Below are 24,383 nucleotides of genomic sequence, written 5' to 3' on the forward strand. Positions count from 1 at the left end.
AAAGAGAAGAGGCGGGGCATGCCCCGCCTCTTACACCACATCTCTGCGCGCTACCGTCGAAATGGCGATGAATGCACGATTTTGATCCAGCTGTTAGTCCTTATAATGGACATATGTTGCGTAACTTAAGCAAATACTATCTTTTTATACGTTGTAAGCAAGGTAGCAGTACTCATTTTTGCCATTTTTTGGCCACGACCTTTGTGACAGACGTGCTGGCGGGTTCGAATCCCATGAAATAGGCCCAAACAAAAAACGGTCCCCTTTCGAGGACCGTTTCCAAATCAGTGGTGGGCGATGAGGGATGTCCGCGTGCGGCTGGCGCCGCCCGCGCCCCGCTTCGTCGCTCCGCTCCTCGCGTGCTGCGCTGGAAAACGCTTCGCGTTTCCTCAGCTCCGCACCCTTGCGGGTTCGAATCCCATGCGCTGAGCCCGAAAAAGAAAGGCCTCCAGTGATGGAGGCCTAACAAATCAGTGGTGGGCGATGAGGGATTCGAACCCCCAGCCTTGTGCGTGTAAAGCACCTGCGCTAACCGTTGCGCCAATCGCCCGTGCGGAGAGAGTATAGCAAAACAACCGCCTCATTCATCTCATATCCATTAAAGGTAACCGGCACGTGTCACAGCGGAGCTGATTCAGTTGAGATTGCCTGAACATTCCGCCCCTCTTTACGCCCTCGGGTATACTCAAAAGCTACTGATTCGATTTGATGCCCAGCAACAGCAGAGGGGATAGTATATGTGCGGTTTTGTCGGTTTTGTCGGTGGGACGGATAACCAATCCGAGGTGCTCACCAAGATGATGGACCGCATCGTCCATCGTGGTCCCGACATGGGCGGTCAGTTTATCGACGGCCGCGTTGCCCTCGGCTTCCGCCGCCTGTCGATCCTCGACCTGACCGAGGCTGGCGCCCAACCTATGGCCAACGAGGACGGTAGCGTCGTCATTGTCTTCAACGGCGAGATCTACAACTTCCAAGAACTCCGTTCCGAGCTCGAAGCCAAGGGCTACAAGTTCCATTGCGGCGCCGACACCGAGAGCCTCCTACACGGCTACGAGGAGTGGGGCGAGGCCGTTCTCGATCGCCTGCGCGGTATGTACGCCTTCGTCATCTGGGACAAAAAGAAGAACAAGCTTTTTGGCGCCCGCGACATCTTTGGCATCAAGCCGCTTTACTACTATCCCATGGCCGATGCGGGCGACGGCGCTCCGGGCGTGCTCTTTGGTTCTGAGATCAAGAGCTTCCTGGACTACCCGCACTTCCACAAGGCGGTCAACAAAAAGGCCCTGCGTCCGTACATGACGCTGCAGTATTCGGCAACCGAGGAGACCTTCTTCGAGGGTGTCTACAAGCTGCCGCCGGCGCACTACTTTACCGTCGATATCCCGACCGGCAAGATGAACATCGAGCGCTACTGGGATTGCGATTACTCTGCCGTCGAGAAGCCGTTCGAAGAGTATGTCGATGAGCTGGACGAGGTCGTGCACGAGAGCGTCGAGGCCCATCGTATCGCCGACGTCAAGGTCGCGTCGTTCCTCTCCGGTGGCGTCGACTCCAGCTACATCGCCGCTTGCCTCATGCCCGACAAGACCTTCTCGGTAGGCTTCGATTACAAGAACTTCAACGAGACCAACTACGCCAAGGAGCTCTCTGACAAGCTCGGCGTCGAGAACGTCCGCAAGATGATCACCGCCGACGAGTTCTTTGGCGCGCTCGAGGACATTCAGTATCACATGGACGAGCCGCAGTCCAACCTGTCGTCCGTGCCGCTGTGGTTCCTGGCCGAGATGGCCCGCAAGGACGTCACCGTCGTGCTTTCGGGCGAAGGCGCCGACGAGCTCTTTGGCGGCTACGCCTATTACGAGGACACGGTTCCGGTGCGCAAGTACAAAAAGATGGTGCCGCTGCCCATCCGTCGCGCGCTCGGTAACCTGGCGCTGCACATGCCGTACTTCAAGGGCCACAATTTCCTGGTCAAGGGTGCCGAGATCCCCGAGAAGTCGTTCCTAGGACAGGCCCTGGTATGGCCGGAGCGTGAGGTCGACGGCGTGCTCAAGCCCGAGTACAACACCGGCGACGGCGCCTTCGAGCTCGCCGCCCCCATCTACGCGCGCGTAAAGGGTCAGCCCGAGCTGGTCAAGAAGCAGTACCTGGACATGAACATGTGGCTCCCGGGCGACATTCTGCTCAAGGCCGACAAGATGTGCATGGCGCACTCGCTGGAGCTGCGCGTGCCCTTCCTGGACCGCAAAGTCATGGAGTTCGCCGAGCACATTCCCGACCGCTACCGCATCAACGAGAACGGCAACAAACAGGTACTCCGCCACGCTGCCAACAAGTCGCTGCCCGATGAGTGGGCCACCCGTCCCAAGGTGGGCTTCCCGGTGCCGATTGTCTACTGGCTGCGCGAGCAAAAGTGGTACGACTATGTCAAGGAGTACTTCACCGCGCCGTGGGCAAGCGAGTTCTTCGATACCGACGAGCTCATGCACCTGCTTGATCTGCACTTTGCGGGCAAGGGCGATTTCCAGCGCAAGATCTATACGCCGCTCGTGTTCCTGGTGTGGTACAAGCGCTTCTTTATCGACGAGGACCAGCCCGCTGTTCAGGCTGCCTAGCCTCGGCTTACGAACGCCTGCGCGTAACGGCTCCTCCGGGAGCCGTTTTTGCGTGGGTGCGTTTCAGTTACTATAAAAACCGTCCCTGCCAAATGGCTGAGAAAGGCGAAAGATGCACCATTCGGATTCCGCGACCGTGACCACGGTCGATACGCTTGCCAAGCTTCTCGATGTGTGCGGCGAGCTGCGCGCATCAGAGCAGGTTGACGAGCGTGCCGTGACCGGCTGCTCGTTTGATTCGCGCGCGGTCTCGGCAGGTGACGTGTTCTTTTGCAAAGGCGCTGCCTTTAAGCCCGCGTTTTTGAGCATGGCGCTCGATGCGGGCGCCGTCGCATTTGTGTGCGAAGAGTCGCTGGTCGAGTCTCTGGAGCCGCTGGCGCAGGAGAGCGGTGCTGCGATGCTGGTTGTTGATAGCGTTCGCACAGCCATGGCCCTGTTGCCGCCGGAGGTCTACGACCGTCCCGACCACGACGTCAAGATCGTGGGCATCACCGGTACCAAGGGAAAGACCACGGCCGCTTTTATGCTTCAGTCCATCATCAAGGCAGCGGGCGAGTCCTGCGGCATGATCGGCTCGGTGAGTACCGACGATGGTATCGAGTGCTACGAGAGCACCAATACCACGCCAGAGGCCCCCGAGGTCTGGCGCCATATCGCCAACTGCCGTGAGTCCGGTCGCCAGTCCATGGTCATGGAGGTCTCGAGCCAGGCGCTCAAGTACCAACGCGTCGAGAATCTGCCGTTTGACGTGGCGTGCTTCCTCAACATCGGGCGTGACCACATCTCGCCGATCGAACACCCCACGTTTGAGGATTATTTTGAGAGCAAACTCAGGATCTTTGACCAGGCAAAGACCGCCGTGGTGAATCTGGGCACCGAAGAGGTTGACCGTGTGCTGGAGGCAGCGTCGACGGCCGAGCGCTTGGTGACCGTTGGCGTCGAGCATCCCGAGGCAAGCCTGTGGGCAAGCGATGTCCGCGTGGTCGGCTTTAACATCGAGTTTAACCTGCATGGCCTGTGTGCCGACGAGTCCGAGGCGGGGGAGAAGATCCTGCTGGGTATCGCGGGAGACTTTAACGTGGAGAACGCGCTGGTCGCTATCGCCGCTGCGCACGAGATCGGCATCGGTATCGATGCCATCAAGAAGGGCCTCTCCAAGCTTCGTGTGCCGGGCCGCATGGAGGTCGTGGAGTCGAAGGACGGCCGCGTGATCTGCGTCGTTGACTATGCGCACAACCAGCTTTCGTTCCGATCGCTTTTCTCGTCGGTTAAACGTGCGTTTCCCGCCAGCCCCGTCATTGCAGTGTTTGGCGCTGCCGGCGGCAAGGCGCAGGAGCGCCGCGAGCAGCTTCCGCGCGAGGCCGCACCATATTCCGACCTGATGATCTTTGCCAACGAGGACCCGGCTCACGAGGACCCGATGAAGGTCTGTCGCGAGCTTGCCGAGCATGTTCCCGACGATACGCCGAACAAGATTATCCTCGATCGCGAAGCCGCTGTGCATGCGGCGTTCAAGGCGGCGCGCGAGGAGTACGTTAACCCCGATGCTCCCACCATTGTCTTGCTGCTGGCAAAGGGTGACGAGGAGCTCATGCACGTGGGTGACGAGTTCGTGCCCATCGAGAGCGACCTTTCGTTGGCCAATCGCCTGATCGATGTTACCCAGTTTGACTAATGAACTATGATGGCGGCGGCGCCCTGAGTGCGCTGTCGCCATAAGCGTGTTCCCTCAATCAAAACATGCCGTCCAAGTCCAAACCCTTCTACGTAAACGGAGTAACCATGTCCCACAACACCCTGCCGACCGTTGCCGAGCTTTCGGGCGAGATGCGCGAGCGCTTGGCCAAGGTCAAGTACGTCTTTACCGACCTGGATGCCACGATGCTCGCGCCCGGCTCGTGCGTGCTGCGCGACAATGACGGCAACCCCTCGACCAAACTCGTCGAGGCCGTCGTGGCACTCGCTCGCGCTGGTATTCAGGTGGTTCCCACCTCGGGCCGCAACCGTACCATGATCCACGAGGACGCGCGCGTGCTCGGCCTCAACTCTTACATTGGTGAGATGGGCGGCCTGGTCATGTACGACCTCAAAGCCAACGATTGGGAGTATCTGACTGGCGACATGCCTTACGACCCCGTCTGCGGCCTTACTCCGCACCAGGTGATCGAGCAGACCGGCGTGTGCGAGAAGATCCTCGCCCGCTGGCCGCACAAGATCGAGTATCACAACGACATGTCGACCGGCTACAAGTACCGCGAGGTCACCGTCGGCATGCGCGGCGACATCCCCGATGACGAGGCGCAGGCCATCCTCGACGAGGCCGGCTGCGGCCTGGTGTGGGCCTGTAACGGTCACCTGACGCATCTGTCCAAGCCGACGACGCTCGAGCTCGATCGCGTCGAGGACGGTCGCGCGTTCAACATCAACCCCGCGGGTCTCAACAAAGGCGTCGCCATTGCGCGCTTCTGCGAGCACCTGGGGATCGAGCGCGAGGAGACGCTCGCGCTCGGCGACTCCGAGTCCGACTTCTACATGGCCGATCACGTGGGCACGTTCTGCCTGGTCGAGAATGGCCTGACGAGCGCCGGCGCGCCCGAGTTCCTGGCTGCTTGCGAGAACGCTTTCGTTACGCGCGGCAAAATTGTCGACGGTTGGGCGGCGACGGCAGAGTTGCTGGTCGCGGCGCGTTCGTAGCGCGGCGTCGCCGCACTTGGACATGTCTTTTCGAGAGAGACTGGTGAGGTAATGTCCGATATCGAGAATCCGGCAGGCGACACGCGCCCGATTGGCGTGTTCGATTCTGGTTTGGGCGGTCTGACGGTTGCGCGCGCCATCGCGACGGCGCTGCCGCATGAGTCCGTCTACTACTTCGGCGACACCAAACGCTGCCCCTACGGCACGCGCACCGAGGATGAGGTGCGCTCGTTTGCGTTGCAGGCGGGCCGTTGGCTGTCGAAGCACGACGTCAAGATTATGGTCATCGCCTGCAACACGGCGACAGCTGCGGCCTTGCGTCTGGCCCAGCAGGTGCTCGACGTTCCCGTGATCGGCGTGATCGCGCCGGGTGCCCGTGCGGCAATCAACAGCACCCGCACGCGTCGCGTAGGCGTGCTCGCCACCAACCTCACCATTCGCTCGGGCGCTTACACGCGCGCCATTCAGGACCTAGATGCCGGCGTCGACGTATACGGCTGCCCCGCCTCGAGCTTTGTCGAGGTTGTCGAACACGAGCTCGCCTCGGGTGCGCATCTGCAAGAGCAGTGGCTTGAGAACGAGGACATCTTCGATACGCCTGCCGTGCGTGCGCTGGTGGGTGCCACGGTTGAGCCACTGCGCGACCACGGTATCGATACCGTGGTGCTCGGCTGTACGCATTTTCCGCTGTTGGTGGGACCTATCCGCCATGCGCTGGGGCCTGGGGTACGCGTCGTGAGTTCCGCCGAGGAGACCACGCGCGAGCTGACCGATATCCTCACGCGCCGCGAGCAGCTGGCGGGCGTCGCCGCCGAGCCGCAGCATCGTTTTGCCACGACGGCCGATAACATTGCCGAGTTTGCGGTGGCGGGCAGCTTTATCTTTGGTCAGCCGCTCAAGAGCATTGAGCATATCGATATCGATGAGCTGAAATAGATGTAAGGCCGCCGTCAGAGCCTTCGCCACACCTTTTGCCGAAAGGATTTTTCTATGGAGTACATGCAGGTCAACCGCGCCAACGGTCGCGCCGCCAACGAGTTGCGCCCCGTTAAGCTCACCCGTGGCGTCATGAAGCACGCCCACGGCTCGTGTTTTGCCGAGTTCGGTGACACGCGCGTGTTGTGCGCCGCCACCATCGAGGAGGGTGTGCCGGGTTGGCGAAAGGGAGCTAAGGCCGGCTGGGTGACCGCGGAATACGCCATGCTGCCGGCGTCGACCGGCAAGCGCTGCAAGCGCGAGCACGCCAACCGCAAGGGTCGCTCCATGGAGATCGAGCGCCTCATTGGCCGCAGCCTGCGTACCGTCGTCAACATGAAGGCGCTCGGCGAGTACACCGTCACCGTCGACTGCGATGTGATTCAGGCCGATGGCGGCACGCGTACAGCGAGCATCACCGGCGCCTGGGTGGCGCTGCACGACGCCCTCGCCATGTGGGTCGAGGCGGGCAAGATCGAGCGCATCCCGCTTACCGGCCAGGTGGCTGCAATCTCCATGGGCGTTGTCGACGGCAATACGCTGCTTGACCTCGATTATTCCGAGGACAGCCATGCCGAAGTCGACATGAACCTCGTCGCCACCGACACCGGTGAGATGATCGAGCTCCAGGGCACTGGCGAGCAGGCGCCCTTTGACCGTAAGCGCCTCAACGCCCTGCTCGACTTGGGCGACAAAGGCATCGCCGAGCTCATCGAGCTTCAGCGCCAAGCCATCGCCTAACCTGCCAAAAAGGGACAGGTTTATTTGGCAGGTTTTATCTGGGAAAACGTCGAAGTATAAGACTGCCGTTGATTGAGAGGGGAGAGGCGGAGGCCCTCGTCGCCCTCGGCGCGGCATTGCTATAGAGACAAGGAGACCACTCATGGCACTTGAGAAGATCGACATCGACACCCTCGACCCGGCGGCGACCATCGTCGTGGCAACCGGAAACGCTCATAAGCTCACCGAGATCGAGGCCATTTTGGGCAAGGTCATGCCCGAGGTGCGCTTTGTGGCGCTCGGCCAGCTGGGCGATTTTGAGGACCCCGAGGAAAACGGCACGACGTTTTTGGAGAACGCCATCATCAAGGCGCAGGCTGCGGTCGAGGAGACGGGCCTTATGGCCATTGCCGACGATTCTGGCTTGGTCGTTGATGCCCTGGACGGCGAGCCGGGCGTGTATAGCGCGCGCTATGCGGGCGTGCATGGCGACGATGCCGCCAACAACGCCAAGCTGCTCGTTAACCTGGAAGGCGTGGCCGACGAGGATCGCACCGCGCGCTTTATGAGCGTCGTTGCGCTCATCGACACGGACGGTTTGGTCACCTATGCTGAGGGCGCCTGCGAGGGCGCTATCGCACACGAGGGCCGCGGCGATCACGGCTTTGGCTACGACCCGCTGTTCCTGCCGGTCGACACGCCGGGCAAGACCATGGCCGAGCTGACGGCGGACGAGAAGAACGCCATCAGTCATCGATTCCATGCGCTCGAGCACCTATCCGCCAAACTGACGGGCGAGGAGTAGGCCGTGCGCGCGGTGGTGCAGCGCGTGCTCAACGCCGGCGTGACGGTCGACGGCAAGTGCGTGGGCAAAATTGGGCGCGGCTATCTGGTCCTGCTGGGCGTGGGCCATGGCGATACGCGTGCCGAGGCCGACAAGCTGTGGGGCAAGCTCCGCGGGCTGCGTATCAACGAGGACGAGAACGGCAAGACCAATCTGGCGCTTGCCGATGTCGACGGCGAGATGCTCGTGGTGTCGCAGTTCACGCTGTTCGCTGACTGCCGCCACGGTCGCCGTCCGTCGTTTACCGATGCAGGCGCGCCCGATGTTGCCAACGAGCTCTACGAGTACTTCCTGACGCTCGTTCGTCAAGATGTCGAACACGTGGCGCACGGCATCTTTGGCGCCGATATGAAAGTCGACTTGGTCAACGACGGTCCGTTCACCATCGTTTTGGACACGGACAACCTTTAGGTTACGCGGTTTTACCAAACCGCGTAACAACTGGTCATGCGAGGTTGTCGTCTGGTACGTATTTGGGATGGGGCTTTTTTAGCTACTTGCGTATGGCGGCAGCAGGGTGCTATAGTATTAGAGTTTTGTCTATCTTAGGGGTATTATCCCCTTTTTGAATTGCACCTTCTGGAGGCCCTGTTCATGGAAGAGATGGAAGTCAATCACGTCGACGACATCCACGAGAAGCTGACCGATATGGTGGGCGATCGCGTTAAGGTGAAGGCCAACATGGGCCGCACCCGCGTCGTCGAGCGCATGGGCACCATCAAGAGCGTCCATCCGGCAGTCTTTATCGTCGAGGTCGACGAGCGCCGTGGCCGCAAGTCGCGTCAGTCCTACCAGTATATTGATGTTCTCACCGGCCAGGTCGAGCTGTTCGACCCCGAGAGCGGCGAGCACATTTTTACCCCGCTCGGCAATCAGCTCGAGGAGCACTAGCGGTGACCGATTGGTCCCTGACCCTTTCCGCGCCGGCAAAGATCAACCTCTATCTGGGGGTTCATACCGAGCGTGACGACCGCGGCTACCATAAGGTCGATTCCCTGATGGCAGCCGTTGGTCTTGTCGATACCGTGACGGTTACGCCGGCACAGGCGCTGACCGTCCAGACGATTCCGACATCCGACTTTCCCATGCAAAAGAATACGGCGTATCGTGCTGCGCTCGCTATGGCCGAGCATTATGGTCGTGAAGCCAACGTCTGCATCACGATCGAGAAGTGCATCCCGTTGTGTGCCGGCCTGGGCGGTCCTTCGACGGATGCCGCGGCGGTCATTGTCGCCTTGGCAGAGCTGTGGGGTATCGACCGTGCCGATCCCGCGCTGGACAACATCGCGCGCGGCATTGGCGCCGACGTTCCCTTCTTTTTGCATGCCAGCCCTGCATTTTACGTGGGTGGGGGAGACGTGCTGGCAACCGAGTACCCCGCACTTCCCGCGACACCCGTCGTGCTGGTTAAGCCGCGCGAGGCAAGCGTTTCAACAATTGAAGCCTATCGACGTTTTGACGAGACCCCAGCGTCTGCGGACAAGCCCGGAGCGATCGCATCTGCCCTTCGCTCGGGAGACGCAGAGGCGGCCTACGCGCTCGTCCACAACAACCTGGGTGTCATTTCCGCGCAGATGGAGCCGCGGATTCAAACGGTGCTCGACTGGCTTCGTTCACAGGACGGTACCATTGCCACAAACGTGTGCGGTTCGGGTGCCTGCTCGTTTGCTCTCTGCGATAGCGCCGCCACGGCAGCCAATCTTGCGGCGACGGCTCAACAAAACGGCTGGTGGGCTTATGCAACGGAGCTCGTTTCCGACACGGTTCGCATTGAAGCGCCAAAGAAATAAAAATTTATCTAGCACGCGGCGAAAATCTTTGTTACTATAGTCGAGCTAACGGGTTGTGGCTCAGTTTGGTAGAGCACTGCGTTCGGGACGCAGGGGTCGCTGGTTCAAATCCAGTCAACCCGACCAGAGCATGAGGAGGGACCGCTTCTTGCGGTCCCTTTTTTTAGCTATTGTTGTGATACCGCGATACCCGCGGTATACTCATTCGAGCTTGTCTCGCTGTATTGTGGAGGTCTACATGTTTGGACTGAGGGCTCCTGAGCTCATCATTATTCTCGTCGTTGTCCTGATTATCTTCGGGCCCAAGAACCTGCCGAAGCTCGGCAAGTCCCTCGGCTCTACCGTCAAGAATATCCGTGAGGGTATGGAGGGCGACGATAAGGCCGAGACCAAGCAGGCCGAGGAGGTCGTGGTCGAGCAGTCCGAGGAGGACAAGGAGATCGCTGAGCTCGAGGCCAAGCTCGCTGCTGCCAAGAAGAAGCAGGCAGAGGACAGCGACGCGGACGCAGAGTAGTCCCATCCCTTTGGGGTGAGCACCTGACCGGCTTGCCCGCAGGCTAGCCGGTCTTTTTCGTTTTGTTGACAGTTGATTGTTTGATCAGAGTTGGGGAGATATCCGTATGGACGCAAGCCAGATCGTACTGACCGCTGAGGGCCGCCAGAAGCTCGTCGAGGAGCTCGCTTGGCGTGAGGGCGATTACGCCAAGGAGATCGTCGAGGACATCAAGGAAGCCCGCGCGTTCGGCGACCTTTCGGAGAACTCCGAGTACGATGCCGCTAAGGACAAGCAGGCCCAGAACGCCGCTCGTATTGCCGAGATCCAGGCCATCCTCGCCAACGCTCAGGTTGCTGCCACCACGGGCGATCTGACCGTCTCCATCGGTTCCACCGTTTCTCTGATTGATCCCAACGGCGAGGTCATGGAAGTCACGCTCGTCGGTACCACCGAGACCAACTCGCTCGAGCACAAGATTTCCAACGAGTCTCCGGTCGGCCACGCCATCATCGGTCACGGCGAGGGCGACTCCGTCGAGGTCGTTACGCCTTCCGGCAAGACTCGCGTCTACACCATCGCCAAGATTGCACGCTAGACCACGGTCCCGCGTAAAGGTATGTTTTCGCTCCCTGGGACCGAATCCTGGGGAGCGTTTTAGTTTGAGGAGCTAACTTATGGCAGAGAACCAGAACGCCGCAGATCAGGCATCGACGCTCAACGACGAGCGCGCCACCCGCCTGGCCAAGCGCGCCGCCCTGTTCGAGGCGGGCCAGAACCCCTATCCCGAGCACTCTGAGCTTGAGGACTACGTTGCCGATATCGAGGCTAAGTATGCCGAGCTTGCCGATGGCGAGGACACCGAGGACGTCGTGAAGATCGCCGGCCGTGTGGTCGCCAAGCGCGGTCAGGGCAAGATCATGTTCATCGTCGTGCGCGATGCGACTGCCGAGATTCAACTGTTCTGCCGCATCAATGACATGGACGAGGCTGCCTGGAATACGCTCAAGGCTCTCGACCTGGGCGACATCCTGGGCGTGACCGGCGTGGTTGTGCGCACCCAGCGCGGCCAGCTTTCCGTTGCCCCTAAGAGCGCGACCCTGCTTTCCAAGGCCGTTCGTCCGCTGCCCGAGAAGTTCCACGGTCTTTCCGACAAGGAGACCCGCTATCGCCAGCGCTATGTCGACCTGATCGCCAACGACGACGTTCGCGAGACCTTCCGTAAGCGTTCGCAGATTCTCTCCACCTTCCGTCGCTTTATGGAGTCCGACGGCTACATGGAGGTCGAGACCCCCATCCTGCAGACCATCCAGGGCGGCGCTACTGCCAAGCCGTTCATCACGCACTTCAACGCGCTCGATCAGGAGTGCTACCTGCGCATTGCTACCGAGCTGCACCTCAAGCGCTGCATCGTCGGCGGTTTTGAGCGCGTGTTCGAGATCGGCCGTATCTTCCGTAACGAGGGCATGGACCTTACCCACAACCCCGAGTTCACCACGATGGAGGCCTATCGTGCCTTCTCCGACCTCGAGGGCATGAAGGCGCTCGCCCAGGGTGTCATCAAGGCGGCTAACAAGGCCATCGGCAACCCCGAGGTCATAGAGTACCAGGGCCAGACCATCGACCTTTCTGGTGAGTGGGCCAGCCGTCCCATGACCGACATCGTCTCGGATGTGCTCGGCAAACAGGTCACCATCGACACGCCGGTCGAGGAGCTTGCCGCCGCCGCGCGCGAGAAGGGCCTGGAGATTAAGCCCGAGTGGACTGCTGGCAAGATCATCGCCGAGATTTACGATGAACTGGGCGAGGACACCATCGTCAACCCGACCTTCGTGTGCGATTACCCCATCGAGGTCAGCCCGCTCGCCAAGCGTTTTGAGGACGATCCGCGTCTAACCCACCGCTTTGAGTTGGTTATCGCCGGTCACGAGTACGCCAATGCGTTCTCCGAGCTCAACGACCCGGTCGACCAGGCCGAGCGCTTTGCCGCCCAGATGGCCGAGAAGGCTGGTGGCGACGATGAGGCCATGGAGTATGACGAGGACTACGTGCGCGCCCTCGAGTACGGTATGCCTCCCGCGGGCGGCATTGGCATTGGTATCGACCGCGTGGTCATGCTGCTCACCAACCAGGCTTCTATCCGCGACGTCCTGCTGTTCCCGCACATGAAGCCCGAGAAGGGTTTCCAGTCCGGTGCCGCTGCCGCCAAGGCTGCCGAGGCCGGCAACGCCGCGAGCCCCTTCGTCAAGCCGCTCAAGCCCACGGTTGATTACTCCAAGATCGCCGTCGAGCCGCTGTTTGAGGAGTTCGTCGACTTTGATACCTTCTCCAAGAGCGATTTCCGCGCTGTGAAGGTCAAGGCGTGCGAGGCCGTCAAGAAGTCCAAGAAGCTGCTGAACTTTACGCTCGACGACGGCACTGGCACCGACCGCACCATCCTCTCCGGCATTCACGGTTATTATGAGCCCGAGGACCTGGTCGGCAAGACTCTGCTCGCCATCACCAACCTGCCTCCGCGCAAGATGATGGGCATTCCTAGCTGCGGCATGCTCATCAGCGCTATCCACGAGGAGGAGGGCGAGGAGCGTCTCAACCTGATCCAGCTCGACGCCTCCATCCCCGCCGGCGCAAAGATGTACTAGGGGGTTACGCGGTTCTACGAACCGCGTAACGGCTCGACGCTGCGCCCTCAGGTTCCGCCGTTCTACCGAACGGCGGACCGGTCGACGCTGCGCGCCGCCCAGAGCGACAATTTGTCATTCAAAAAGCAAGGCATGACCAGAAGGTCTATGCCTTACCTTTTTCATGCCAACTTGTTCGCTCTGGACGGCGCTCGCTGGCGTAGGCTCAACCTGCGATGCGGCAGATGGGGAGTTCCTTTTGTGTCGGCACTTGGGGACACTCCTTGTAGTCATTGGGGACGTTCTTAAACGACTACTCAATGGCTATTGAGCACATGGCTCGCATGGCAGCCGTCTCTTTTATGTTTCCTTTAGCCGTTGCTGCCTAGGATGGGGGTTAGTCGGTAGGAAGGGAGCGTCTATATGGACGACGCGAGCGAGCGTGCAATCGAAGAGGACATGCTCGATCAGTTCAATTACTTTGACGATGAGGATGAGGAGCTAATCGATCGTCGCGAGCCGGCATCGCTTGACTCATTTGATCTGGTCGATGAAGAGACTGATGAGGTTGAGGACGAATCAACGGAGCCCCCACAGTCTTCGCGCCTTGACTCGCTGCTTTCGAGAGCCCCCATGCACCACGGTGTTCGTGCCGGCGCACTCCATATGAAAACAGACTGGCACCAGATCGTGACGGCAGGCGATGAGCTTGCCGTCGATGCGCCGCTCACCGATAAGTCATCCATCATCTGCCGCACCGGTATGCTTATGCTCGCGAGCGGAACGGGTGCCTGGCGTGTACGCGATACCATGAATCGCGTTGCCGCCGTACTCGGTGTCACCGTCCACGTTGACTTAAGTCTTCTGTCGTTTGAGTGCACCTGCATCGAAGATGGCCACTGCTTTAACGAGGTTGTCAGCCTGCCCACAACGGGAGTCAATACCCATCGCATTTGGATGATGGAGAGCTTCCTAAAGGAAATCGAGACGTATGGGCGCCGGTTTACCGTGCACGAATACCACGAGATGCTCAAGACCGTTGAGAGTTCAAAACCCGATTACTCTCCCTGGCAACAGGGCCTTGCGGCAGCTTGTGCTTGCGGCGCCTTCGTCTTTTTGCTCGGCGGCGGCCCTATCGAGATGGCCTGCGCATTCGTAGGCGCTGGTGTTGGCAACTTTGCTCGCTCTCATATTCTCAAGCAGGGTCTTGGCCAGTTTAGCGCGCTGACGATTGGCGTTGCGCTCGCTTGCGTTTCGTATCTGCTGGCATTGCTCGGCCTTGGCCAGGTCGTACCGGGGGCAATGTCGCACCAAGAAGGCTATATCGGCGCCATGCTCTTTGTGATTCCCGGCTTTCCCCTCATTACGGCAGGCCTCGACATCGCTAAGCTCGATATGCGAAGCGGCATTGAGCGTCTTTCGTATGCCGTGTCGATTATTGTGATGGCGACCCTTGTGGGCTGGATGGTTGCCGAGTGTGTGGGGCTGGCACCGGATGATTTTGCCCCGCTCGGCCTTTCGCCGCTTGCCCTTACGCTCCTGCGCGTGGTGATGAGCTTTGTTGGCGTATTCGGCTTCTCGGTGATGTTCAACAGCCCGGTAAAGATGGCCGCGGCAGCTGGGCTGATCGGCGCCGTGTCCAATACCTTGCGCCTTACGCTCGTCGATGCGCCGACGCTGTTTCCCTTTCTGGGCCTGAGCGTAGGTATGCCTCCCGAGGCGGCAGCGTTTATCGGCGCGCTGGTATCGGGGCTGCTCGCGAGCTTAGCCGAAATCAAGCTCACCTACCCACGTATCGCCCTCACGGTGCCATCGATTGTCATTATGGTGCCGGGCTTGTATCTGTATCGCTCGATGTATTACATGTGCACCTTCGACACGGTCAATATGCTCGGCTGGTTTGTGCGTGCAGTGCTCATTGTGGCGTTTCTGCCCGTTGGCCTGGGCGTGGCGAGAACCCTCACCGACTCTCGCTGGCGCCACACCAGCTAATTGGTGCAAATGAAACTGATCCGCAAAACATGAACGTGGATAATCTCCCGTTTTTGGCCTGTTTACGGGCTCAAAACGGGAGATTATCCACGCTCGTGGAATGGGTGTCCGAAAATCCACGCTCGTTGGGCCGATGCAGACGCACCTGGCAATTCCTTTTTTGTAGACGTTGTCGCGCGGCTACGGGTGGGAAAGGTCCCAACGGTTAACATATACTCCATATGGGTAAAGAGACCAAAGCGCTGCCGCGGGGCGGCGCTTTGCGTTTGAAAAAACTAGCTCGTCTAAGAGGAACTAGCATGTTAGACCGTTTTACCGATCGCGCGCGCAAGGTCATGTCCATGGCCAAGCAAGAAGCGCTCGATCTTCACTCAAATAAGGTGGGCACCGAGCACCTGCTGCTCGCGCTTGCCAAGGAGGACGAGGGCATTGCCGCCGAGGCACTGCGTTCGCTCGACATCTCCTATGATGACATCATGGATACTCTCAAAGAGGTCCAGACCACGGTTCCCGAGCCCAGTGATGAGACCGAGGCGGCCAAGCTCGCCTTTACGCCGCTCGTCATTAGCGTGATGGAGCGTTCATTCCGCGTGGCGCGTGAGAACAACCAGACCTACGTGTCGACCGAGCACTTGCTGATCGGCATCGTCGAAGAGGGCAACGGCATGGCCATGGACATCCTCATGCGCCTGGGTGTGTCGTCCGCCTCCATCAAAAAGGCTATCGAGAAACTCACCGCCAAGGACCAGGACAAGAAGCGTCCGCTCGCCGGCGCCGGTGCCGGTCGTCCCGGTGCGGGCCTGCCGTTCTTTAGCGGCTCGGATGCCTCTCAGCAAAAGGGGGGTGGTACCGATACGCTCAAGCAGTTCGCGACCAACCTCACGCAGAAGGCGTGCGACGGCGAGCTCGACCCTGTAATTGGTCGCGAAAAGGAAGTCCAGCGTATGATGGAGATCCTTTCGCGCCGCACCAAGAACAACCCGCTCATTCTGGGCGATCCCGGCGTGGGCAAGACGGCCATCGTCGAGGGCCTAGCTCAGCAGATTGCAGCCGGCAACGTGCCCGAGAACCTCATGAACCAGAATATCTGGACGCTCGACCTGCCGGGTCTCGTGGCGGGTGCCAAGTATCGCGGCGAGTTTGAGGAGCGCCTCAAGAACGTGATCCAGGAGGCCACCGAAGCCGACGACGTCATCCTGTTTATCGACGAGATGCACACCATCATCGGTGCCGGTTCTGCCGAGGGCTCCATCGACGCGAGCTCCATGCTCAAGCCCGTGCTCGCGCGCGGTGCCTTCCAGATTATCGGCGCCACCACGGCCGAGGAATTCCGCAAGTACCTCACCAAGGACCCGGCCTTTGAGCGTCGCTTCCAGACCATCGATGTCGAGGAGCCGAGCGTCGAGGACACGGTCAAGATCCTGACCGCGCTCAAGCCGCGCTACGAGGAGCACCACCATGTGCGGTATACGCAGGGTGCTATCGAGGCTGCCGCGAACCTTTCCAACCGCTACATCCAGGATCGCTTCCTGCCCGATAAGGCCATCGACCTCATTGACGAGGCCGGTGCCCGCGCTCGCATCGCCGCGAATCGCGCACCCGAGCCGGTGCGTGAGGCCGAGCATCGCGTGGAGGAGCTTAAGGCCGCCGCGCAGGAGGCCACCGAGAGCGACGACATGAACAAGGCCGCCGAGATCACCGAGCAGCAGAAGGCCGCCGAGATTGAGCTCGCCGAGGCCAAGGCCGCCTGGACCGCCGAGCTCGACGCCAGCCCGCTCACCATCGATGTGAGTCAGATCGCCGATATCGTGTCCGTGACTTCGGGCGTGCCGGTGTCCTCGCTTACCGAGAGCGAGAGCCGTCGCCTGCTGCAGGCCGAAAGCGTGCTCAAGACGCGCATCATCGGTCAGGATGAGGCTGTCGAGGCAGTTGCCAAGGCCGTGCGCCGCAGCCGCTCACCCCTCAAGGACCCGCGTCGCCCCGGCGGCAGCTTTATCTTCCTGGGTCCCACCGGCACGGGCAAGACCGAGCTCGCCAAGACGCTCGCCGAGTACCTCTTTGGCAGCAAGGATGCACTCATCAGCTTCGACATGTCCGAGTTCGGTAGCGAGTTCGAGGTCTCCAAGCTCATCGGTAGCCCTCCGGGTTACGTCGGCCACGACGAGGGTGGCCAGCTCACTAAAGCCGTTCGTCGCCACCCGTATTCGGTCGTGCTGTTCGACGAGATTGAGAAGGCGCACCCCGATATCTTCAACATCTTGCTGCAGGTGCTGGAGGAGGGCCGCCTGACCGATAGCCAGGGCAAGACGGTCGACTTCCGCAACACCGTGATCATCATGACGTCCAACGTGGGCGCCCGCGAGATTGCGCAGGATGCGAGCGTGGGCTTTGGTACCACCGGCGAGCAGGGCCTCACCTCGAGTGAGATCCGCGGCCGCGCGATGGGCGAGCTCAAGCGCCTGTTCCGCCCCGAGCTGCTCAACCGTATCGACGACATCGTGGTGTTCCAGAAGCTCTCGGGCGAGAACCTGACCAAGATCGCGCACCTGCTGGTGGACGACCTGCGTCAGCGTTTGATTGCCAACGGCATGAACATCAAGCTCACCGATGCGGCCTATGACAAGATCGTGGCCGAGGGCACCGACCTCACCAACGGTGCGCGTCCGCTGCGCCGTGCTATTCAAAAGCTCATCGAGGACCCGCTGTCCGAGGAGCTTCTGGCCGGCGAGTGGGGCGAGGGCGATACCGTCCTGTGCGACGTGGCCGATGGCAAGTTTGTCTTTAGCCATGGCACGGGCGAGATCCCGGCACCGCGTCCGGCGGGCACGCTCGGTGGCGATACCGCCCCGGCGGCACCGCACACCGGCAACGCCGCGCCCGTGAGCGGCGGCGTGACCTCGGGCCCCGGCGGCATGATGCAAGCCGGTTCCGGCGCGCTGTAGGGATTGAATATAACCTTGCATGATAGGGGGCGTTTCCGATGGAGGTGCGCCCCTTTTCTTGTAGAGAAGAGTTTCCGGTAACGATAAAATAATTGAAAGAGTTCTGCTGGATGGCAAAAGGAGTTACTATGGCGAATAGCGCTCAAAGAATTGAGATGTCGTTCGATAACATGAGAAAAATCGGAATGGTTCTTTGTGCCGTGCTGGTACTTATAGCCATCGCTACCATCGCCGTCTTTGGTTCGGCATTTGTTGTTGCATGCCAAAGTATTTTGAACGGCGCAGTGGTAATCGAGGGGGTCGTTGAGCTTGGTAAGGGCGGCAGCATCGCGCTCCCAAACTTGGCGCTATGGGCGGTTTTGCTCCTGGCAGGGGAGTTTACATTGTCAAGCATTAGCTTCGATGTCGCCCGTCGTCAATCGCCTTTTACTATCCGACATGCACGGATGATTGCCGTTATTGCCTGCCTATTTGCAATCAATGCCGTGATGGGCTCTCTACAGATTGGCAGCGATTTAAAAATAATGATGGGCAATTGTATGTTGAGCTGTCGTATGAATTCCGCTCTCCTTCAGATTGGTGACTCAGGCATCACTTTGGATGTGGGATCCATCATTGCAATGATGGTCGCTTTCGCTTTGTCGATCTTCTGGCGCTATGGGGCGCTTTTGCAGTCCCAGTCCGATGATTTGGTCTAGGTGATTGACCATGGATTATCTCATTATTGAGGTTGAGACGATTTTGCTTAAGACCGGGAAAACAAATGCCGATCTAATAAGAGCGACTGGGCATACGCCAGCTAACATTTCTAAAATCCGTAATGCAAAAATCAAAGCCATACGCTTGAAGACATTGCTTGATATCTGTGTTGAGTTGGATTGTCAGCCGGGAGATTTGATCCGTCGCGTGAGTGAAATAGAACTTGAGGAACTTACCATCGCGCGTGCGCGGAATAAGATTTTGCAAAGACGCAATCCCGACCCCTCCGAGATATTGCCCACAGAGGTTTACGTAGTAGATCTTTCTAAGGAATAACAAAACAGAATAAGAAGACAAGAATACAAACACGTATACATGCAAGGCTCCTACTGAAACGATCGATAGGAGCCTTAATTTATTTGAAAATAGTTCTTGAAATCATTAGATTATCGATATACGATAACAGCGTATTAAAACAGAAGATAAATCGAAAGGAGGTAATTATGAACTGGGTAATCGATCCGTGTAGCAACGTGCAGGGTGGCGGTGGTGGCTGCCGCAATTACCACCCGTGTTCGCGCTGTAGCTGTTTTGGCGTATATGTTCATTTCTAGCAACGCGAACGTTAATGCTGGTTAAGACAGCAGAGGGTAAGCAGCGTGGTCGATAACTGCCATCCGTCGGCCGCGCTGCCTTTTTTAATGAGGTTCATGAGACATGGGTAATGCGATTTCAATCAAGGATCTATCAAAGCGCTACGGCAAAAACTGGGCGTTGTCTGATGTTTCATTTGATATAGATGAGGGCGAAGTGTGCGCTCTCGTTGGGGAGAACGGCGCAGGGAAGAGTACATTGATCGATATTCTTCTTGGCTTGCTTAAAGCAACGAAAGGCTCAATCAGTTTTTTCGGCGAGTCTGGGAGAACGGGTCTGGCAAGAGCGCGCAGAAACATCGGATTCGTCCCTGACGGCTGTGGGGCATTCTTGAACTTAACCGGGCGAGAAAACTTGACCTCACGCTGTATCGAGTGGGGGCTGCCAAAAAGTGAAGTCAATCGAGTGCTCGCTGCCGTTGGTCTAGAAAATGCAGCGGATGCATCGGTAAAACAATACTCTCTCGGCATGAAGCGGCGTCTGGATATCGGAACGGCTCTACTGGGCAACCCGCAATTGCTCATCATGGATGAACCGATAAACGGGCTCGATCCAGTGGGCGTGATCGAGGTACGTGATCTTCTGCTGTCGTTAAAGGACAGGAGGGATAAAACGGTGCTCATTTCAAGCCACAACCTAGATGAACTGGAGAAAGTCGCGACATCCTTCGCTTTTCTCCATCAAGGCCGACTTCTCGTTAAGGAAGAGAATTCCTATAAAGACAGAAGTCTGGAAAAGCGGTTTTTGGATTTGATCGGGGAGGCAGATAATGCAACTTCTGCGACTGATTAGATGCGAAGCCCGTCGGTTGCTCAGAAATCCAGCCTATTTCGTGTTGTTGATCTGGGGGATTTGGATTGTTAAAGATGTCTGTAATCCAAATATGTATGGGACCTATGGAACATCTGATTTAGGGGGAGTCGGCAAACAGATCGGTTTCTTTGCGAACATCCTCGACAAGACTGACCCGGCTGGTTCGGCGGTTCGGACGGCACTATTCATGACCTACGAGTGGTTTTTCGTTCTGGTCGGATGCATTGTTATTTCCTGTGCGATGGATTATCAAAGCAGGTCTTCTGAAGTGACGTATGCAAAGGGTACGGGTATAGCAAAGGCCGTTGTCGCAAAGTGGCTTGTTCTGACGATTGCAACTTCAATAGCGTTCAACCTGTTTTCGGGATTTACTCTCTTCAAATCTCCGCTTGGCTGCTATGTGGATGGGCGGGTGTTTCTTGATAGATACCTGCCCGTGTTGCTTTTGATTGATGTTATTTTGGCTGCATTAGTAGCTCAGTCGATGGCAGTTTTCTATTTACTTAGAAATGCACCGCTTAGCATTATGTTGGTGTTGGTCGGGACGCTGCTCGCCTCCGATGAATATACGCTGGTGGTCTTTTCCAATCACGCATCGACGCAAATTCCCTGGTGGCTCTCAGTCGGACCATACTTACGCCATCTTGGAAATCTGTGCTTTCAAGGCCTAGCCATTAATCAGATCATTCTTTTCTCTGTTATTTGCACCGTTGTTTCGTTGCAGCTCGGGGTCATGGGAATCAAAGCGAGGAGGGGGTAGAAATGCGCTGCGAAGATATGATTAAGGCTGAAGCCTATCGAGTTATGAAGAGCAAAGCGCCTCTTCTGCTGATTGCGGCAGGTTTCGTGCTCGCATTGCTTTATTCTGTGTCTTATGAACCATGGAGAGCCTACGGAACGAGCGATTGGCTTGGCGACGGTGTTATGGGCTTCTTTCCAAACCCACAATATGGTTTTGGGGGAATTCCGGGAGACCTCGTTAAAGATGGAGCTCGCTACCTTTCCGCTGTGGCACCGCTTGCCCATTCTCTGTTCTTTCCTATTGTTGCTGTTCTCGTCATCGGCTATGCGTTTCGAACTCCGATAACGGGATCTCAATGGCTTGTTTCCTATGCAAGGGGAATGAAAACAGTACAGTTGTTGGTTGCAAGGACTCTTGTCTCGATTGTCACGCTTGTCGGTGGTTTTGTTCTCTTTTCGATACTCGTTGGTGCGGTCCAAAGCGCGAGTGGCATAGGAATGACGATGGATATGATCGGAGAGTTTCTTCTTCGGCTGTCTCTTGCTGCCTTGATTTGCACAACGTTATGCCTGCTGCTCGTCCTGGCCATCTCGCTCTTTGGAAATGGCGCGTTTGTTCTATCGTTCATCATCCTGCTGCTTTATTTGGGGTATGGGAATCCAAATATGCCACTGCACTTGACATGGCTGGCGACCCTTGCGTCCCCGCGACCAATTCAATTCATCGTGCCGGGGACGTTGCTATTTGTAGCGCTGGCAACAGTCGTTCCCATTGTCATCCTCGGACTTTGTTGGGCTATCAAGGGTGCTATCAGAAAACGGAGCATATAAATGAAAGAGTCTGAATTTAACGTTATTGAAGAGAATGATGTGAACGGTATCACTATCTACAATACCCAGTCTGGTGGCGTTCTCGACCTTGACGCTGCGCACACGAATGAGCTGAATTTATATCGCAAGGGTGCTGCCGCCTTGGATGGTGATTTCGAAGAGGCCCTTAAGATGGGTGGCATGTTGGTAGATGACGATGTTGACGAGCGGCGAATGTTGATGCTTGAGAGTTTGTCGGCAAGGTTTGCAAATGACTATTTAGGACTGACGATTGCTCCAACGCTGGCATGCAATTTTAGGTGTCCCTATTGCTATGAAAAGGGCTGCTCGCACCCCACTATGTCAGAAGAGACAATGACGGATATCGCAGAATTCGTGCGTTCCGGCTATCCCGGGATCAACGATCTTCACGTTGACTGGTATGGAGGCGAACCCCTACTCTGTGTGGACATGATCGAGCGACTGACAAAAGAACTGAGAGGGGCGATTAGGCCAGGCGCTACTTATTCTGCCGGAATGGTAACGAACGGATATCTCCTGACGCGAGAAATTGCTCAGAAGCTTGCTGATTGTCAGGTCGGTTCGGTTCAAATCACTATCGATGGCTCAAAGAGGGATCATGATTCGCGGAGGGTCCCGGCCGACGGTCGTCCGACATATGATGCCATTATCGACAATATAATCTCATGTGCCGATGTTCTTCAGATTACCATTCGCGTGAATGTCGATGAGTCCAATAGCAAAGAGGTCGATGCGTTGATTGACGAGCTTGACGCTAAAGGGCTTCGCGGTAAAGTCGCGATTTATCTTGCTGCGGTCGACAATGTTAACGATACTTGCGCAAATGACATTCATTGTTTTTCTCAGCGTGGGTTCTCTCAAGTTGAAACGTTCTTTATGGATAAAGCTAGCGAGCGCGGATTCAACGTTATTCCGTTTACGCCGTATGAACCAGGTGTCTGCTGTGCGGTTTCCCTTAATTCGTTTGTCATCGATCCGCTTGGTAGACTTTTTAAATGTTGGGATGAGGTTGGCAAGGGCGAGTGCGCCGTTGGAAATGTTCGAGAAGGTGTGAAAGCTAATTCGAACTATTTGAAATGGATGGAGTATTTACCAAACGACCCGGTATGTGGCGAGTGTGTAATGTTTCCGGCTTGTATGGGCGGATGTCCCCACGCCGCGATGGAGGGTCAGAGAAAATGCGCGAGCGTTAAATTCAATGCAAGGCAGAGAATGCGGTTGGCTTGTAATTATCAGTATTCGCATGAGGCAAATCACGATGTTTAGATTTTGGAAGATATATCTCCTCCATAAGCCAAGGCTTTATGTCTATCTGCTTCTCGATGTCTTGTCTCAACTGTGCAGCCTTGCTGAACCATATTTGTTGGGACTGACTGTAAATGTGCTGGCGGCAAAAAATGTCCTCGGAATTAGTTTGCGGACGCTAGTCTTATGTATTTTCGCGATTGGCGTGGTCGCCATTGTGGGGTCGGTGTTGGCCTATTGGACTTCCCTAATCTATGTCGACCTTCAAGCGCATGCGGGATATCAACTTAACGCTGACACACTTGAACACGTCAAGCGTTTGCCCCGGAAGTTTTTCATCGGATTTGATGCGGGCTATTATAATCAGCAAATCAATCACGATTCAAACGATCTCATAATATTCGGAATAACATCGGCGTCAAATATCATTGGCGGTGTTGCAACGATTGTTTGTTCCTTGATTATGTTGATGAATATAAACATTGCGATGGCGATTGCCTGTCTAGCCTGCATCGTTACGGGGGCAGTAGTTTATCGATTGTTTAGCGGGCTGCTGTTCAATCGAGGCTTTGAGTTTCAAGAAAAGACCGCTGCTTTCTATGGGACTCTCCAGAGCCAGCTGGAGAGCGTCTCCTTTCTTCGTCGCCATTCATTATTCGATTTCTATTCCTTGAGGCTGCAGAAGGCTTTCGATGGTCTTTATCCAGCTATATTGGCTAACCAAAAAGCCGGATCACGGTTCGAACTTGCGAATCAGTTGATTTTTTCCTTTGCGCAGTTCTGTTTGCTCGCGATTGGAGGCTGTGAGATTGTCGCAGGCAAAATGCCGGTTGGTTTTCTGCTGACGGCATTGAGCTATTATTCGAGCGCCAATTCTGCTCTGGTGAACTTGCTTTCTTGGGGCAAAAGCTACCAGGCGAGCAAGGTGAGCGCCCAACGCCTTAAGCGCCTTTGGGCAATGGATGAAGAGGTGAACGGTTCTGTCCGCATTGGCTCTCCTGTTTCACTTGTGTGCAAGGGCCTGTCGATTTGTCGCCCTGATACCGATCGAATCATAGATTATCCAGAGCTCATCTCGCTTAATCGAGGGGTCTTATACGGCGTGTCGGGCGCAAACGGAAGCGGGAAAAGCACGCTTCTCGATGGCATAGCTGGTCTATATCCCGATGATTGCGTTGGGACTATTGCTTATGACGAGGTTGATTTGAGTCAGATTGATTCTATAAATCTACGCTCGTATGTCGTTGGTATTGCCGAGCAAGAACCTGATATCGTTAACGGAACACTCAGAGAGAATCTGACGCTACTCGCGGGCGATAATTGTCCAATTCTTGAAGTCGGGCGACTTGTAGACCAGTTTGGTCTGACCAAACTGGTCTCAACACTTCCCAATGGTCTTGATGGGGTGCTGGACGAGCAAAACCATAATATATCGGGTGGTGAGAAGCAGAAGATTGCGATTATTCGTGTTTTGCTTAAGGACTCACCCGTCATGTTATTCGATGAACCGACGTCGGCTCTTGACGGAGCGAGTAGGTCAGCGTTCATTGATATTCTGCAACAGAAGAAAGAGGATCATATAGTGGTTGTTGTCTCGCATGATCCCGAGTTGCTTGAGGCTTGCGACGAAGTGATTGAGCTGTAGACGCCGGAAGGTTAGCCCATTTGAGTCTTAATTTCTGCCATGGTG

General features: G+C 57.0%; 21 protein-coding genes and 2 tRNA genes. 22 read left to right on the forward strand and 1 reads right to left on the reverse strand.

Annotation, left to right across the window (positions count from 1 at the left end; translation table 11 throughout):
- Window positions 1–474 precede the first annotated feature (474 nt).
- A tRNA-Val gene (locus tag I2G43_RS08060) sits at window positions 475–550 on the reverse strand.
- A 187-nt stretch (window positions 551–737) separates the two neighbouring features.
- Between I2G43_RS08060 and asnB the strand changes: the two genes are divergently transcribed.
- The 22 genes from asnB to I2G43_RS08170 all read left to right on the forward strand — a co-directional run bounded on the left by asnB (window position 738) and on the right by I2G43_RS08170 (window position 24,338).
- Window positions 738–2,618 (forward strand): asparagine synthase (glutamine-hydrolyzing), encoded by a 1,881-nt coding sequence (gene asnB, locus I2G43_RS08065; RefSeq protein WP_117563808.1) that lies wholly within the window; start codon window positions 738–740, stop codon window positions 2,616–2,618.
- Window positions 2,619–2,730: 112 nt separating this feature from the next.
- Window positions 2,731–4,293, forward strand: coding sequence for a Mur ligase family protein (locus tag I2G43_RS08070; protein ID WP_195535768.1), 1,563 nt, complete (start codon window positions 2,731–2,733; stop codon window positions 4,291–4,293).
- A gap of 107 nt (window positions 4,294–4,400) precedes the next feature.
- A complete protein-coding gene (locus I2G43_RS08075; protein ID WP_195535769.1) occupies window positions 4,401–5,312 on the forward strand; it encodes an HAD family hydrolase in 912 nt (303 codons plus the stop codon).
- Window positions 5,313–5,363: 51 nt separating this feature from the next.
- Window positions 5,364–6,248: a glutamate racemase gene (gene murI, locus I2G43_RS08080; RefSeq protein ID WP_117806091.1), complete on the forward strand. Its 885-nt coding sequence runs from the start codon at window positions 5,364–5,366 to the stop codon at window positions 6,246–6,248.
- A 54-nt stretch (window positions 6,249–6,302) separates the two neighbouring features.
- Window positions 6,303–7,028 (forward strand): ribonuclease PH, encoded by a 726-nt coding sequence (gene rph / locus I2G43_RS08085; protein ID WP_117775890.1) that lies wholly within the window; start codon window positions 6,303–6,305, stop codon window positions 7,026–7,028.
- 142 nt (window positions 7,029–7,170) lie between these two features.
- A complete protein-coding gene (gene rdgB, locus I2G43_RS08090) occupies window positions 7,171–7,812 on the forward strand; it encodes an RdgB/HAM1 family non-canonical purine NTP pyrophosphatase (protein WP_195535770.1) in 642 nt (213 codons plus the stop codon).
- A gap of 3 nt (window positions 7,813–7,815) precedes the next feature.
- Window positions 7,816–8,262 (forward strand): D-aminoacyl-tRNA deacylase, encoded by a 447-nt coding sequence (gene dtd, locus I2G43_RS08095; RefSeq protein WP_195535771.1) that lies wholly within the window; start codon window positions 7,816–7,818, stop codon window positions 8,260–8,262.
- 183 nt (window positions 8,263–8,445) lie between these two features.
- Window positions 8,446–8,742, forward strand: a complete 297-nt coding sequence (locus I2G43_RS08100; protein WP_006234957.1) for a Veg family protein — start codon at window positions 8,446–8,448, stop codon at window positions 8,740–8,742.
- Between the two features lie 2 nt (window positions 8,743–8,744).
- Window positions 8,745–9,641, forward strand: a complete 897-nt coding sequence (gene ispE / locus I2G43_RS08105) for a 4-(cytidine 5'-diphospho)-2-C-methyl-D-erythritol kinase (protein WP_324249526.1) — start codon at window positions 8,745–8,747, stop codon at window positions 9,639–9,641.
- A gap of 49 nt (window positions 9,642–9,690) precedes the next feature.
- A tRNA-Pro gene (locus tag I2G43_RS08110) sits at window positions 9,691–9,767 on the forward strand.
- Between the two features lie 112 nt (window positions 9,768–9,879).
- Window positions 9,880–10,155, forward strand: a complete 276-nt coding sequence (gene tatA, locus I2G43_RS08115; RefSeq protein WP_022094895.1) for a twin-arginine translocase TatA/TatE family subunit — start codon at window positions 9,880–9,882, stop codon at window positions 10,153–10,155.
- A gap of 106 nt (window positions 10,156–10,261) precedes the next feature.
- Window positions 10,262–10,732 carry a transcription elongation factor GreA gene (gene greA, locus I2G43_RS08120; RefSeq protein ID WP_006234960.1) on the forward strand — a complete coding sequence of 157 codons (471 nt, stop codon included), beginning with the start codon at window positions 10,262–10,264 and terminating at the stop codon, window positions 10,730–10,732.
- Window positions 10,733–10,811: 79 nt separating this feature from the next.
- The gene (gene lysS, locus I2G43_RS08125; RefSeq protein ID WP_195535772.1) at window positions 10,812–12,776 is read left to right on the forward strand and encodes a lysine--tRNA ligase; all 1,965 of its coding nucleotides are present in this window, start codon (window positions 10,812–10,814) and stop codon (window positions 12,774–12,776) included.
- 402 nt (window positions 12,777–13,178) lie between these two features.
- Window positions 13,179–14,747: a threonine/serine ThrE exporter family protein gene (locus I2G43_RS08130; protein ID WP_199579841.1), complete on the forward strand. Its 1,569-nt coding sequence runs from the start codon at window positions 13,179–13,181 to the stop codon at window positions 14,745–14,747.
- 299 nt (window positions 14,748–15,046) lie between these two features.
- Window positions 15,047–17,689 carry an ATP-dependent Clp protease ATP-binding subunit gene (locus I2G43_RS08135; RefSeq protein ID WP_195535773.1) on the forward strand — a complete coding sequence of 881 codons (2,643 nt, stop codon included), beginning with the start codon at window positions 15,047–15,049 and terminating at the stop codon, window positions 17,687–17,689.
- A gap of 128 nt (window positions 17,690–17,817) precedes the next feature.
- Entirely contained in the window at window positions 17,818–18,387 is a 570-nt protein-coding gene (locus tag I2G43_RS08140) for a hypothetical protein (protein ID WP_195535774.1), read from the forward strand.
- 10 nt (window positions 18,388–18,397) lie between these two features.
- The gene (locus I2G43_RS08145) at window positions 18,398–18,724 is read left to right on the forward strand and encodes a helix-turn-helix domain-containing protein (RefSeq protein ID WP_195535775.1); all 327 of its coding nucleotides are present in this window, start codon (window positions 18,398–18,400) and stop codon (window positions 18,722–18,724) included.
- Window positions 18,725–19,105: 381 nt separating this feature from the next.
- The gene (locus tag I2G43_RS08150; protein WP_195535776.1) at window positions 19,106–19,834 is read left to right on the forward strand and encodes an ABC transporter ATP-binding protein; all 729 of its coding nucleotides are present in this window, start codon (window positions 19,106–19,108) and stop codon (window positions 19,832–19,834) included.
- The gene (locus I2G43_RS08155; RefSeq protein WP_195362275.1) at window positions 19,812–20,615 is read left to right on the forward strand and encodes a hypothetical protein; all 804 of its coding nucleotides are present in this window, start codon (window positions 19,812–19,814) and stop codon (window positions 20,613–20,615) included. The genes I2G43_RS08150 and I2G43_RS08155 overlap by 23 nt, the downstream gene beginning before the upstream one ends.
- Window positions 20,616–20,617: 2 nt before the next feature.
- Window positions 20,618–21,427 carry a hypothetical protein gene (locus tag I2G43_RS08160; protein ID WP_195535777.1) on the forward strand — a complete coding sequence of 270 codons (810 nt, stop codon included), beginning with the start codon at window positions 20,618–20,620 and terminating at the stop codon, window positions 21,425–21,427.
- Window positions 21,428–22,714, forward strand: a complete 1,287-nt coding sequence (locus tag I2G43_RS08165; RefSeq protein WP_195535778.1) for a radical SAM/SPASM domain-containing protein — start codon at window positions 21,428–21,430, stop codon at window positions 22,712–22,714.
- Window positions 22,707–24,338, forward strand: a complete 1,632-nt coding sequence (locus tag I2G43_RS08170) for an ATP-binding cassette domain-containing protein (RefSeq protein WP_195535779.1) — start codon at window positions 22,707–22,709, stop codon at window positions 24,336–24,338. Before I2G43_RS08165 ends, I2G43_RS08170 begins: the two co-directional genes overlap by 8 nt.
- Window positions 24,339–24,383 lie beyond the last annotated feature (45 nt).

This window comes from Collinsella aerofaciens (genome assembly GCF_015557435.1).
Lineage (GTDB): Bacteria > Actinomycetota > Coriobacteriia > Coriobacteriales > Coriobacteriaceae > Collinsella > Collinsella aerofaciens_Z.